Origin of the sequence: Blautia sp. RTP21359st1_E11_RTP21359_211015, assembly GCF_040910705.1 — a bacterium.
GTDB classification, from domain to species: domain Bacteria; phylum Bacillota; class Clostridia; order Lachnospirales; family Lachnospiraceae; genus Blautia_A; species Blautia_A fusiformis.
Genome location: NZ_JBDGAB010000082.1, coordinates 1 through 13,779, shown reverse-complemented (window position 1 = coordinate 13,779; position 13,779 = coordinate 1). Strand labels below are relative to the sequence as shown.

Below are 13,779 nucleotides of genomic sequence, written 5' to 3'. Positions count from 1 at the left end.
TGCCACAGGAAAAAAGACTCCGGAGCCTTTTTCTCCGGTCCGGAGTCTTTTCCTATCTGGCAATGCAGGGTTTACATTTACATTTTACCAGAGTTTTCTGTAGATTTCTTTTACTTCCTCTTCTGTTACATCACGCATGGTATTCTGAGGACTTCCACTGTCCATGGCATCATGTGCCATTTTGTCGATGACGTTGAAGAACTCTTCTTTATTGATACCGAACTGCTCCAGAGTCGGCGTATCCAGTTCATTTACAAGTGACTCTACTGCTTTCAGGAATTTCTCAGCCGCTTCCTGATCAGAATCAGTTGCATCCGCCACACCAATATCACGTCCCAACGCTCCGAATCTGTCGTATGCTCCGGGAAGCGCAAAGGTAAGGCACTCCTTCAGAAGCATGGCATTGGAAAGTCCGTGTGCTACATGGAACAGTGCTCCGATCGGACGGCTCATTCCATGGATAATGGTAACAGATGCATTGTTAAATGCGATTCCTGCCTCAAGAGCAGCGACAGACATCTGTACACGAGCTTCTTCATTCTTTCCGTCTTTATATGCAACCGGAAGATATTTAAAGATCCTCTTTACTGCAGATACTGCAAAAGTATCGGAAAGTGTCTGTGCTTTTCTGGATGTATAAGCTTCCACACAGTGGCAAAGTGCATCAAGACCCGTTGCTGCTGTGATCTTTGGAGGTGCAGTCATAGTAAACTGCGGGTCGATAATGGCAAGATCCGGCATAAGAACTTTGCCTTTAAGAAGCATCTTGATGTCTTTTTTGGTATCCGTGATAATCGTGAACTGTGTTGCCTCAGATCCCGTTCCTGCTGTGGTAGGGATCGCCGCCATTGGCGGCATCTTTACATCGATCACTTTTCCCATGTAGTCGGAAATGCTTCCACCGTTTACTACCAGTGAGCCGATGGCTTTCATGGAGTCAATGGGGCTTCCGCCTCCCAGAGCTACCAGGAAGTCACAGTTCTCATCTTTATAGATCTGTAAGCCTTTTTCGACCATGGTATCTGTTGGCTCACCACAGATGTCAGAATAAATGCTGTATTCAATGCCCTGATTTGTCAGCGCCTTCTCAACTTTTGCACAGTTTCCCAGGTCGAGCATTACTTTATCGGTTACGATCAGAGCTTTTTTACCAAGGAGTTTCAGTGCTCCTTCTGCCATGTCCAGTGCTCCGGAACCGGAAATAATTTCTCCAGGTACAATAAATTCTCTTGCCATTGTCAAAATCTCCCTTCAGTCAGTACAATTTTTTTCATAATAGCAGCAGGTCTACTGCTGTCCGTTCCTCACGAACAACAGCATTTTCCTCTTCCTGCTGCCTGTTATTTACGATCCAGTATCAGTATCTCCGAATCCTTAAAACTCGGCGTCATGAAGCCAGGTATATCTCTCATCCTCGCAGCGGTCTGTCTGCAGCCACGGATTTCCGTCAATGTGGCGAATCATCCAGCATGTATACATCTGATATCCAGGTGCAACTGCCTGCGGATGAAGCTCTCCTCCTGGAATTGCGGAAAAGCTCTCGTCTGTACTCTTAAATACCTGATCACCGACAAAGCTTGCTCCAAATCCTTCCGGATGATCAAATTTGAAAAAGTATGTCTCAGGCTGCGGATGTCTGTGTGGCAGGTATCCGGACCAGTTTCCTCTGTCATTGAGAACCTCACCAAGAACCATATTGGACTCCGGTGAAATGTCATGATCGAAGATGGTGTTTACTCTTCTCTTCGCAACATTTCCGAACTTGCCTACGCAGGAATATCCCCACGGAGCATCTTCCGGTTTGTAGAGTTTTGCACCGAAATCTTTCTCGTTCTTTGTGCACTGAACAAGGATCTGTGACTCTGCATTTGCTACAACTGTAATCTCAGTTCCTGTGCATCCGTGAACACACCATGGTCCCTCTGTGAACACGTCTTTTCTGGTTGCTGTTGCTTCGCTTCCGTTCCATTTATAGATGATATTTCCGGAGAGGAGGAGAACTGCTGTCTCCTCACCCTCTCTTAAAAATGTTCTTGTCTCCCCTGCTTTCATACGGTAAACACGGATGTCCATCATCATGGCCTTGTACTCATTATCGTATGTTGTAAGAATCTTTTCGCCTTTTTCGTCATATTCCGGATAACCAAATACTTTACTCATTTTCTTACCTCCCAGATTAGTACAGTCTTGCCTCTTCACGGCCTTTCATAACTCCTTCGCAGGCCTTTCTTACGCTTTCTTTCTCAGATGTTGTTGCGATTCCTACATCCCACCATGACTCATATCCGTCTGTCATAGTCTTCGGGATAACCTTCAGATCAAAGAGGCATGCGATCTCCTGCTTTTTGGCATCTTCCAGAGCATCTACCAGCTCCTGGATTGTGCGGCAGGTATAGGTCTTCAGGCCATAGCCTTCGCCGATCTTTGCATAATCTACAGGGATCAGATCTCCAGTCGGTTTCTTGCCGTCTGTATAACGGAACTCTGTTGCAAGGCTTCCGATTCCGTGGTTCATCTCAAGGTTGTTGATGCAGCCAAATCCGCAGTTATCGAATACCATGATATTGACTTTCTGTCTCTCCTGCATGATAGTCATGATCTCACTGTGGAGCATCTGAAAGCTGGAATCTCCAACTACGCAGTATACTTCATTATCCGGCTCAGCAAATTTCACACCGAGGGTAGCGGCAACCTCATATCCCATACAGGAATATCCGTACTCTGCATGATATCCGCCACGTTTGTCTGTTCTCCACATACGCTGCATACAGCTTGGAAGGGAACCGCCTGCTGTGATGATGGTTGCATCTTTGTCGATAGTTCTGTTGATTGCTGCAAGTGCTGCTGTCTGTGTGATCTTTCCGTTTGTAAGCTTTACATATTCCGGAATCGTACGAGGATCTCTTGCCTTGATCAGCGGCTCAAAATCATCTCCTGTGTACTCAATGCTTCCAAGGCGCTCCATCTCTTTATCCCATGCAGCTTTTGCTTTCTCGATCTCATCTGTATATGCAGATTTATATCCTCTTGCACGAAGCTTTTCTGCTAGTGCTTCTACGGTAGCTTTTGCATCACCCACTGCTTTTACTGCATCCATCTTGTATGCGTGGAATCTGCAGTTGTTGATACTTACAAACTGAACATCCTCATTCTGGAACAGATGCTTGGAGCTTGTTGTAAAGTCAGACATTCTGGAACCGATAGAAATTACCACGTCTGCGTCTTTACCGATGATGTTGGAAGCGTAGGTTCCTGTTACACCGATACCGCCAAGACAGTACGGATTGCCAGACTGGCAGGCACTCTTTCCGGCCTGTGTCTCGCCGAATGGGATCTTGAACTCTTCACAGAATTTCTCAACAGCTTCTCCAGCTTCTGAGTAACGGACACCACCACCAACAACGATAAGCGGTTTCTTCGCTCCTGCGATGACCTCTGCCACATCCTCAAGCTCTTCCTCTACTGCAACCGGTCTTGTGATCCTATGCACTCTCTTCTTGAAGAAGTACTCCGGGAAGTCAAAGGACTCACCCTCAACATCCTGGCAAAGCGCGATGCAGCATGCACCTGTTTCAGCCGGATCTGTAAGAACTCTCATTGCATTGATCAGAGCGGTCATGACCATCTCCGGTCTTGTGATCCTATCCCAGTATTTGCAGACTGGCTTGAATGCATCGTTCGTACTGACGGCAAGGCTGCTGCTCTGCTCCAGCTGCTGGAGAACCGGGTCAGGCTGGCGAGATGCAAAAGTATCTGCCGGGAATACAAGAAGCGGAATATTATTTACAGTTGCTGTTGCACATGCTGTTACCATGTTTGCAGCTCCAGGTCCGATGGAGGAAGCGCATGCAATGATTTTTTTGCGGTTGCTCTGTTTTGCAAAAGCGGTAGCAACGTGACACATACCCTGCTCATTTCTTCCCTGAAGAACCTTCAGCTGTCCCGGATTTGTATCCAGTGCCTCACCAAGTCCTACAGCAATACCGTGTCCGAAGATCGTGAAAAATCCTTCTACGAATTTTGTCTCCACTCCGTCCATGGAAACATACTGATTATCCAGAAATTTTACAATTGCCTGTGCAGTTGTCATTCTTACTGTCTTTGCCATTTTTCCCACTCCTTTTCTTTATACTCTTGCGATCATTTCGCCGAATTTTTCTTTTTCATCTTTAATGAATGCGTGAACTTCATCCGGTCCCGGAAGGGAATCGGAGCAGTTGTTGCTCTTAACCATCATGGATGCCTCAGCAGAACCAAACTCTAGGCAGTCAATGATCTCCCAGCCCTGATACAGTCCATACAGGAATCCGGAGCCGTATCCGTCGCCGCCGCCGAAGCCTTTTCTTGCCTCAACCGGGAATGGCTTGATGCTGAACTTCTGTCCATCAACTGTGTAGGCTGTGGAACCCTTCATACCGTGTTTGATGACAACGATCTTTGCATTTTTTGCCTGCCAGTAAGCTGCACTCTCCTCATCAGTCATGCCTTCTTTGATCAGTTTCTCTGTAAGGTCAAACTCTTCTCTGGAGCCCATGATGATGTCAGCTTCCTTAGCTACGATGGAATAGTAGATGGAAATCTCATCTGCATTCTTCCAGTTGTACTCTCTATAATCAATATCAAAAATGATCTTTGTGTTTACTTTCTTAGCAAGCATAACCGCTTTGATCGCTGCTTCTCTGGAAGGGCTCTCTGCAAGAGCAGTTCCGGAAATGAGGATCGCTTTTGCATTTTTGATATAATCCTCGTGGATGTCGTCTACATGAAGCTGCAGATCTGCGATACGGTTACGATACATGAGGATACTGCTTTCCTTTGGAGAAAGCATCTCGGTAAAGGTAAGTCCCAGCTTCTCTCCGTTTGTACATTTTGTGATCTGTGAGGTATCGATTCCTCTCTCATCAAAATAATCTACAACATACTCACCGAACTGATCATCCGAAACCTTTCCGATAAATCCTGCTTTCAGGCCATGCTTGGTAACACCTACAGCGATGTTTGCAGGAGATCCTCCTACAAATTTCTCAAACATATGTACCTTCTTCAGGGGTTTGAACTCCTCCTTTACCTGATCGTTGTAAGCAGGATTAAAATCAATGGCAACTCTTCCAAGGAGCACCAGGTCCATTGGTCTGGATTCATCAAATTCGATATACTTCATGATCTTACCTCCGTTTGTTTGATGGTTTATTTTTTACTTCTTTTTTGTGTGCTTTTTTACTTTGCGTGCTTTTTCTTTTATTTAGCGTGCTTTCTTGCGTGTTTCTTATGATGTTAATATAGCACTGTTTTACAATTTGGGCAAGTACTTCTTTTCATTTTTCTTTTTTTCAGTTATTCTATACAATTTTTGTAGTTTTGTTTTGTTCAAAGTAGCTATTATCTGCATGTGCATTTGCGTGTTGATATTTTTAGCACGCTATTAACACGCAATCAAATGTATCCAGACAGTCGTTTTCTTGGAATCTATATTTCATATCGTAGTATCTTACAGATTTCCTGTAATATAAAAAAGCCTGCAGTTTTCATCCTGCAGACTATTTTATATGATACTTTGCCCAATACATGTTCAAAGGTTATATTTTGTTTTGATCTTGATATCTGTAAAGAGATATTCTCTCTCCGGCTCCTGTCCTTTTGTCAGGATATCCGCCAGGATCCTTGGCGGTTCATACCCCTGGACATATCCATTCTGGTCGATCAGAAAATCCACATGATCATTCTTCAGTGCCCGTTCATTCTTCGGAGTCTGATCGTAGATCACAACGTAGGGCCTGCGGTCAAGTCTCAGCTTTTCAAATGCCTTACCCACTCCTGCCTGGCCTCCGGATACCACCAGGATCCCGCTGATCCCTGAAGTACTCATCATGGCATTTTCTATAATGTGCTCCACCTCAGCTGCTTCATCAAAGCTTCCGTGAACACCGGCGATCTCCAGATGTGGAAAAGCCCGCTTGGCTTCCTCCACAAAGCCATCCACTCGCTGATTGTCAACATGATTGCTGAAATATCCGGTGATGATCAGGATCTTTCCATTTCCTCTTGTCAGCATTCCAAGAAGTCCGGCTGCGGTACGTCCACTTTTACGGTTATCCATTCCCACAAAACAGGTTCTTCTCGTTCCTACAATATCAGAGTTAAAGGTTACTACTGGGATATTCTTCTCTTCGATCAAAGCATTCAGTTTCTCCCGGACAGTCTCACTGTCTACCGGCATGATCGCAAGTCCCCGGATTCCTTCCTGTTCCAGTTCCTCAATGGCCTGCAGCTGTTCCTCTTCATCAACGGAAAGACCCTCTTTCAGAATCAGCTGGATCCCTTTTTCTTTCAGTTCCACGGCTGCCTTCTCAATACCACGGTTTACTTCCTGCATAAAAGAAGATCTGGCAAGCTGTGTCACCACTCCGATCTTCAGTCTTTCATCTTTAGCTGTTCTGGAATGCTTCCGTTCTTTCTGTACATATCCCATCTCGTCCGCCAGACGGCAGATTCTCTCTGCCACCTCCGGATTGATCCGTCCTCTGTGGTTCAATGCTCTGTCCACGGTTCCCCTGGAAACCCCTGCCTGTTCTGCAATCTGCTGTATTGTTACCGCCATAAATCCTTCTCCTGCCTCTGCCTTACTGTATCATTGCCAGCTGTTCTGTTCGGCAATAATCTTTCTATATACATTTATATAGTTTTTTCGAAAAGGTGTCAATATGTAAGTGCATTATACAAGGCAACCAACCCGATCTTATCCCCGCACAGCCATATGATATACTTCTTTATAAGAAATCCCTGTTTTTTCACAAAGTTTTTTTACGCTTTCGTATTCCGGATAATAATATTCCTGTCCGCCAAAAGTGCAGACCTTCACTTCTACATTTCCCAGCGGGGTTGTAACCGTTCTTTTCTCTCTTTTCAGAATGGTTCTCCCCATCTCCTGGCGACGGATCCCAATGGTTGTCGTTTCTCTGAAAATGATCTGCTCCATCGCTGAAACCTGTTCTTTTTTACATAGAACGGTAAGTAGCCATGCCGGACGGTTTTTCTTCATAAATACAGGCATGTAATTGGCCTCTCTGGCTCCTGCCTCATACAGAAGCTCCATAACATAGCCAAGCGTTTCTCCTGTACAGTCATCAATGTTGGATTCCAGCTTTATAATGGTGTCTATTTCCGTACAAGCATCATTGCCTGAAGCCTCCTCCCCGGATTCCCGGATCAGCATGGCACGGAGAATTCCCGGGCACTCATACTGGCGCTTGCCTGCTCCGATACCGATCTTCTCCACCGTAAAATCTTCAGGCAGTTTTTCTGATGTAAGGAATGCCGCCACAATGGCTGCTCCTGTAGGCGTTATCAGTTCACCCTGCACCGATGTGATATGCAGCTTCAGCTGATGAGCACTTACAATATTACTTACCGCCGGTACCGGCACCGGAAGGATTCCGTGCTGACAGCGAATCGTTCCGCTACCCTCACAAAGTCTTGGAACGATCACTTCCTCCACATCCAGCTCATCCATACAGATTGCAACAGAAAGAATATCCACAATGGAATCCACTGCACCCACTTCATGGAAATGGACCTGATTCACCGGTACATTATGGGCTTTTGCTTCTGCCTCGGCAAGAATCTTAAAAATCCTTTTTCCATAGGATTTTGCACGATCTGTCATATCTGCATGGTCGATAATCTCCATGATCTCGTTAAGGCCACGGTGTTCATGGTGATGGTGTCCGTGGTGGGAATGCATCGTTTCTGTATATGTATGACTGTTTCCATGGGTTTCCTGTACATGATGTTCATGAGAATGGGGATGCTCATGGGCTTCCAGGGCTTCATGACTATGTTGATAATGATGTTCCCCATGATCCTGGCTGTAAGAATCTCCATCATGCCCATACAGATATTTCATATCATGATCATGATTCTCATGATCATGATCCAGTAGTACATCAAAATCACAGGCATCGATCCCTGATTTCATCACACGGCTGATCTTTATGTCGAAACCTTTTACCGGCAGACTTTTAAGAGTTCTCACCAGTTTTTTCTGATCTGCACCCAGATCCAGAAGAGCCGCAACTGTCATATCCCCGCTGATCCCGGAGGTACACTCCAGATATAATTTGTTTCTCATTTATTTTCCCTCCGCAAGCCGATTGATCTGGGTTGCCAGATATCCTGCCCCAAATCCGTTGTCAATATTTACTACTGCAATTCCGTTGGCACAGGAATTGATCATTGTCAGAAGCGCTGACAATCCATGAAAGCTGGCGCCATATCCCACAGAAGTAGGTACCGCGATCACCGGACGTTTCACAAGACCACCCATAACACTTGCCAGCGCACCCTCCATTCCTGCTACCGCAACCACACAGTTAGCCTCCTGGATAGTATCCAGCCTGGAAAAGAGTCTGTGCATACCACTGACTCCCACATCATAGATCCTCTCCACATGTGTGCCGAAATACTCTGCTGTCTGGGCAGCTTCCTCCGCAACAGAAATATCTGCTGTTCCGGCTGTACACACTGCCACCTTTCCGATATGCTCCTTCTCTTTTTCAATCTTCAAAATTCCGGAAACCGGATCATAAACCACATCAGGAAGAACCTTTTTTACCAGTTCATACTGATGTTCTGACGCCCTTGTTCCAAAGACTTCTCCATCTTCCTCATAAAGCTTCTGATAGATATTCAAAAGATGTTCGTCTGCTTTTCTCGCACAGTAAACTACCTCCGCAAAACCGGTCCTCGCTTTTCGGGTAGTATCCAGCTTCGCATAATCCATTTCTTCATATCCCTCTTTTTTCAGAAGGCCCTCTGCATGCTCCACAGAGAGCTGGCCTTTTTTTACCTTTTCAAGGATCTGCTGTAAAGTCATCTTTTTGCCTCCCTGTTTTCTTCGTAATATAATAACACAATAGCCAGACATTTGCATCATTTCCGCAAATCGTCTGGCTATCTGCTATTCAAACCGTTCACTGTCCGGTTCTTTTTATTTATGCGACTGCCTAGGCCGCCTTCTGTTCTTTATCTGATCATCTCCGTATATTTGGCCGAGATCTCATCAATATCTCCATATGCGATCAGTTTTCCTTTTTCAAGTATCATTGCTTTATTGCACAAGCGCTGTACCTGTTCCAGAGAATGGGATACAAACAGTACCGTAACGCCCTTATCAAACATACTTAAGACTTTCTTTTCACTCTTTTTCCGGAATTTGGCATCTCCTACAGAAAGGACTTCATCCAGGATCAGGATATCCGGTGATACCAGTGTGGCAATGGAGAATCCAAGTCTTGCCTTCATACCGGAAGAATAATTCTTAATAGGGACATCGATAAATTCCTTCAGTTCAGAAAACTCAACAATCTCATCAAATTTCGATTCCAGAAACTTCTTGGAATATCCGAGCATCGCACCATACAGAAAAATATTCTCACGTCCTGTATACTGCGAATCAAAACCGGCTCCCAGTTCCAGAAGAGGGACCAGACGGCCGTTTCGGACCACCTTGCCTTCGGTAGGCTTGAATACACCGGCAATTACTTTGAGCAGAGTACTTTTTCCCGCTCCGTTAAGTCCCAGGATTCCTACACGGTCACCTTTTTTCACCTCAAAATCAACATTCTGAAGAGCCCAGAACTCATTATATTTAATTTCTTTTTTTAAGAATTTAATCACGTAATCCTTCAGGCTGTCTACCTTTTCTTTACTGAGATTAAACTTCATACTTACGTTATCTACAACTACTGCAGGTTTTTCCATATTTTTCTCCTGTTAAATATAAAGGATAAATTCATCCTGTTTCTTCTTGAAACAGAACATTCCGATGGCAATCGTCACAAGGCTGAATACCAGTGCGTATGCCGCATAATGAAGATTCATCGGCTCTCCGAACATTCCCGAACGAAAAACATCGATGGTACAGTACAGCGGATTATATTTCAGGATCCATGAAAAACCACTTTTCAGCAGTCTGGACGGATAATAAAAGATCGCACAGGTATACATGATCAGCATCAGCGCTACTGACCACAGATATTCCATATCTCTGAAAAAAACGCCAATCGTAGCAAGGATCATTCCACAACCATAAGACAACAGAAATACCAGAATCAGCGCGATCGGGATCTGGAGCATATAAAGTGTCGGCTCCACACCAAGTACTGCTCCTACCGGAACCAGCACGATCAGTGAGATCAGGAAGATCACATAGTTAAAAAGTACACTTGACAGCGGATAGAGATATTTTGGCACATAAACTTTCTTGATCATTGCCGAATTCGCTCTTACTGATTTCAATGCCGCTTTTGTGGCACTGGAATAGAATGTGTACAAAAGACGTCCTGTCAGGATATATACAGGAAATGTCCGATCCTTGTTTCCAAACAGGGTACCGAATACGATCGTCAGTACGATCATGGTAAGCAACGGCTCAAGAAGAGACCAGATGATACCAAGATAGGAACGTCTGTACTTCAGTTTGATTCCTTTTTTTACAAGCTCTCCCAGAAGAAACCTGTAACGCATAAAAGTATTTACGTATTCTTTCATAGCATCTCCAATATTCAATTTTATTTTTTCACACGGCTGTAAATCATAATATACTATTTTGAGAAATCTGGCAACCTTATTTTCGCCAAAAAAAGGCACGCCAAAGCGTACCTTTTTGAGAAATGTGTTAGTTATGATCTTATCTCTTGATATTGAATGCCCGGAATCCCGGATATACTGCTGCATCACCAAGCTCTTCCTCAATACGGAGAAGCTGATTATATTTTGCCACACGTTCGCTTCTGGAAGGAGCTCCTGTCTTGATCTGGCAGGTATTCAGTGCCACTGCAAGATCTGCAATGGTTGTATCCTCTGTCTCTCCGGAACGATGGGAAGAAATCGCTGTATAGCCAGCTTTATGTGCCATTTTGATGGCTTCCAGAGTCTCAGATACAGAACCGATCTGATTCAGTTTGATCAGAATAGAATTTCCGCAGCCAAGGCTGATACCTTTCTCAAGACGCTCTGTATTTGTAACAAACAGGTCATCACCTACAAGCTGTACTTTTCCTCCAAGTTCTTTTGTCATGATCTGCCAGCCTTCCCAGTCTTCCTCATCAAGGCCATCCTCAATAGAGTAGATTGGATATTTTTCGATCAGATTTTTCCAGTGATCAACAAGCTCCGCAGATGTAAATTTCTTTCCGCATTTCGGAAGAACATACTCCCCCTTTTTGTTTCCTTTCCACTCACTGGATGCAGCATCCATGGCAAGTACAAAATCCTTTCCAGGCTCATATCCCGCTTTTTTCACTGATTCAAGGATGTACTCAATGGCTTCCTCATCGCTTCCAAGGTCTGGTGCAAAACCACCTTCATCTCCAACGCTTGTTGCAAGGCCTTTTTCTTTCAGAAGTGCAGCAAGAGCGTGGAATACCTCTGTACACCAGCGAAGTCCCTCTTTAAAGCTTGGTGCTCCTGCCGGCATGATCATGAATTCCTGAACATCAACGGTATTCGCAGCATGTGCACCACCGTTTAGGATATTCATCATCGGAACCGGAAGTCTGTTTCCGTTCACCCCACCAAGAAATCTGTAAAGGGGGATGTCAAGAGAAATCGCAGCCGCACGTGCGCACGCAATAGAAACCGCAAGAATGGCATTTGCGCCCAGTTTTGATTTGTCCTTTGTTCCATCTGCTTTGAGCATGGCAGCATCCACTGCATAAATATCAGATGCATCCATTCCTGCCAGCGCATCATTAATTACTGTATTGATATGTTCAATGGCCTTCGAAACACCTTTTCCTCCAAAACGGCTTTTATCCTGATCTCTCAGCTCAAGTGCTTCGAATTCTCCTGTGGACGCTCCGCTTGGTGCTGCTCCTCTTCCGACCGTTCCATCTGCCAGATAAACCTCTGCCTCTACGGTCGGATTTCCTCTTGAATCAATGATCTCTCTTCCAATGACCTTCTCAATCTCTAAATAATCCATTTGATATTTATCCTCCTGTCTGGTCTTTTCGCCCTGTCCGTAACTCCTGTTCAGGCCGCATTTTGTCAGGGGATACGGCCCGCCACAAATTTTACGCATTAGTTAGAATCCGCTAACTGTTTACAAGTTTACTATATCTAACTTTAACGGTCAAGAGGAGTTATTGCCATTTTTTTCTCAATTACTCTTCTGATATTTCCATGTTTTTTCAGAACATTCCGCAGGATGTTGCGAATTTTACTTATTGACAAGGCTTTACTACTTATGATATCATAACCGCCGGTATCAAGCGGATATTCGTAAACCGCTCTGCTGCCTGCTTACAGCCAAACAACTGCTTCGCAGTTTGATTTGGTCAAAAAACCGAATATGGTTTATGACAAAATCCTGTCATATATTGGAAACGCACATTCTCCTGAATGATTAACGAACAACACATGCTCTGAGGTTTTACATTATCACTTAATCATTTTAAAGGAGGATTTTTTATGCCAAAAAACAAATTTCAGGAAGTTATCTTTACCCTTATCATGGTATTTTTCATGGTTTACGCCATGATTTGCTACAACATTTCCCTGAACACAGGGAGTATGACAAACCGCGTGTTCCTTGACGCTTTTCATGAGCTGGTGATCATGGGACCGATCGCATTTATCCTTGACTTCTTCCTTGTATCCAAGCTTGCCTTTGGTTGTGCAATGCGCATGGTAGATTTCAAAAACTGCCATCCGTTCAGCAAGATCCTTGCGATCTCCGTTCCTTCCGTTGCTTTCATGTGCCCATTAATGAGTCTTGCCGCAACCATTCTCTTTAAGGATGCAGGAAATCAGTTCGTAGCTGTATGGCTTCAGACAACCGCATTCAACTTCCCGATGGCATTCTTCTGGCAGCTGATCTATGCAGGTCCGATCGTACGTTTTATTTTCAGACATATCTTTCCTGAAAAGGAAAACGTAAAAGAAGCGACAGCAACTATGTAAAATTAAAAAAAGCACATTGCTATGGTTGAACCACCCCAAAAGTCATACTTTCCGGTGGCGGCTCATTCCATACAATGTGCTTTTTATTTTTCACGCGAATCTTTCTCATCGGATCTTCGAATCTCTCAGACTGTTTTCTTTAATTCAGGCATCTTAAGTATCTTCACGATCAGCGGGATCACCATAATGACCCAGACTATCGGTTCTGCTACGATCACGCCGGTATATCCGAGAAGTGGCACCAGAGTCACCGCGATCACTACTTTTCCGATCATCTCCAGCGCACTGGAAACCAGAGGGATCACCGTTTCTCCAAGGCCCTGCATAGCATTTCTGAGGACACTGATCACAGCCGTTACGAAATAAAAGATCGTATCAAATTTAAGATAATTAGCGGCATTGCGGATCACCGTTTCATTATGGCTTCCTGTGACCAGATAGATCAGCTGTTTTCCAATGGTAAAACTGAAGATCACAGTCATCACGGACCAGATACAGGTATACAGAACTGCAAGACCGATTCCATGGCGTACCCGGTCCATCCTCCCTGCACCTGCGTTCTGGCCGCAGAAGATCGCCATGGTCTGGCCGAACACGCCAAACATGATCATAAACATCTCTGTGATCTTACGAGCTGCTGTATGTGCCACAATGATATCTCTTCCCAGCCGATTGATGGAGGTCTGAAGTGCCAGTGTACCAAGATTTACAAGAGAGCTTACAAGTCCCATAGAAAGTCCGGCACTCAGCATATTTTTCATCATATTTCTTTCGAGACCGAAAAAATCCTCTTTTTTCAGCCGTAGGATCTCATAC

At 44.6% G+C, this 13,779-nt stretch carries 12 protein-coding genes; 1 reads left to right on the top strand and 11 read right to left on the bottom strand.

Annotation, left to right across the window (positions count from 1 at the left end):
• Positions 1 to 84 precede the first annotated feature (84 nt).
• The 10 genes from AB5026_RS17830 to eno form a co-directional block, all read right to left on the bottom strand.
• The gene (locus tag AB5026_RS17830; RefSeq protein WP_368214072.1) at positions 85 to 1,236 is read right to left on the bottom strand and encodes an iron-containing alcohol dehydrogenase; all 1,152 of its coding nucleotides are present in this window, start codon (positions 1,234 to 1,236) and stop codon (positions 85 to 87) included.
• A gap of 138 nt (positions 1,237 to 1,374) precedes the next feature.
• Positions 1,375 to 2,160 (bottom strand): 5-deoxy-glucuronate isomerase, encoded by a 786-nt coding sequence (locus AB5026_RS17825; protein ID WP_173759866.1) that lies wholly within the window; start codon positions 2,158 to 2,160, stop codon positions 1,375 to 1,377.
• A 16-nt stretch (positions 2,161 to 2,176) separates the two neighbouring features.
• Positions 2,177 to 4,108 carry a 3D-(3,5/4)-trihydroxycyclohexane-1,2-dione acylhydrolase (decyclizing) gene (gene iolD / locus AB5026_RS17820; RefSeq protein WP_118608902.1) on the bottom strand — a complete coding sequence of 644 codons (1,932 nt, stop codon included), beginning with the start codon at positions 4,106 to 4,108 and terminating at the stop codon, positions 2,177 to 2,179.
• 18 nt (positions 4,109 to 4,126) lie between these two features.
• The gene (iolC, locus tag AB5026_RS17815) at positions 4,127 to 5,161 is read right to left on the bottom strand and encodes a 5-dehydro-2-deoxygluconokinase (protein WP_015524405.1); all 1,035 of its coding nucleotides are present in this window, start codon (positions 5,159 to 5,161) and stop codon (positions 4,127 to 4,129) included.
• Between the two features lie 408 nt (positions 5,162 to 5,569).
• On the bottom strand, positions 5,570 to 6,598 hold the full coding sequence (locus AB5026_RS17810) for a LacI family DNA-binding transcriptional regulator (RefSeq protein WP_022426319.1): 1,029 nt from the start codon (positions 6,596 to 6,598) through the stop codon (positions 5,570 to 5,572).
• A 138-nt stretch (positions 6,599 to 6,736) separates the two neighbouring features.
• Positions 6,737 to 8,128: a nickel pincer cofactor biosynthesis protein LarC gene (gene larC / locus AB5026_RS17805; protein WP_059085464.1), complete on the bottom strand. Its 1,392-nt coding sequence runs from the start codon at positions 8,126 to 8,128 to the stop codon at positions 6,737 to 6,739.
• Positions 8,129 to 8,872 (bottom strand): nickel pincer cofactor biosynthesis protein LarB, encoded by a 744-nt coding sequence (gene larB, locus AB5026_RS17800; protein ID WP_287073149.1) that lies wholly within the window; start codon positions 8,870 to 8,872, stop codon positions 8,129 to 8,131.
• A gap of 149 nt (positions 8,873 to 9,021) precedes the next feature.
• On the bottom strand, positions 9,022 to 9,759 hold the full coding sequence (locus AB5026_RS17795; protein ID WP_021651749.1) for an ABC transporter ATP-binding protein: 738 nt from the start codon (positions 9,757 to 9,759) through the stop codon (positions 9,022 to 9,024).
• A gap of 12 nt (positions 9,760 to 9,771) precedes the next feature.
• Positions 9,772 to 10,548: an ABC transporter permease gene (locus AB5026_RS17790; RefSeq protein WP_044961662.1), complete on the bottom strand. Its 777-nt coding sequence runs from the start codon at positions 10,546 to 10,548 to the stop codon at positions 9,772 to 9,774.
• Positions 10,549 to 10,687: 139 nt separating this feature from the next.
• Complete coding sequence (eno, locus tag AB5026_RS17785; RefSeq protein WP_114001735.1) at positions 10,688 to 11,983, bottom strand: phosphopyruvate hydratase; 1,296 nt, start codon at positions 11,981 to 11,983, stop codon at positions 10,688 to 10,690.
• A gap of 488 nt (positions 11,984 to 12,471) precedes the next feature.
• Between eno and AB5026_RS17780 the strand changes: the two genes are divergently transcribed.
• On the top strand, positions 12,472 to 12,963 hold the full coding sequence (locus tag AB5026_RS17780) for a DUF2798 domain-containing protein (protein ID WP_173723214.1): 492 nt from the start codon (positions 12,472 to 12,474) through the stop codon (positions 12,961 to 12,963).
• Between the two features lie 125 nt (positions 12,964 to 13,088).
• Here AB5026_RS17780 and AB5026_RS17775 read toward each other — a convergent pair.
• Positions 13,089 to 13,779: MATE family efflux transporter (locus AB5026_RS17775; protein ID WP_368214071.1), on the bottom strand; the 691-nt coding region annotated here is incomplete at its 5' end.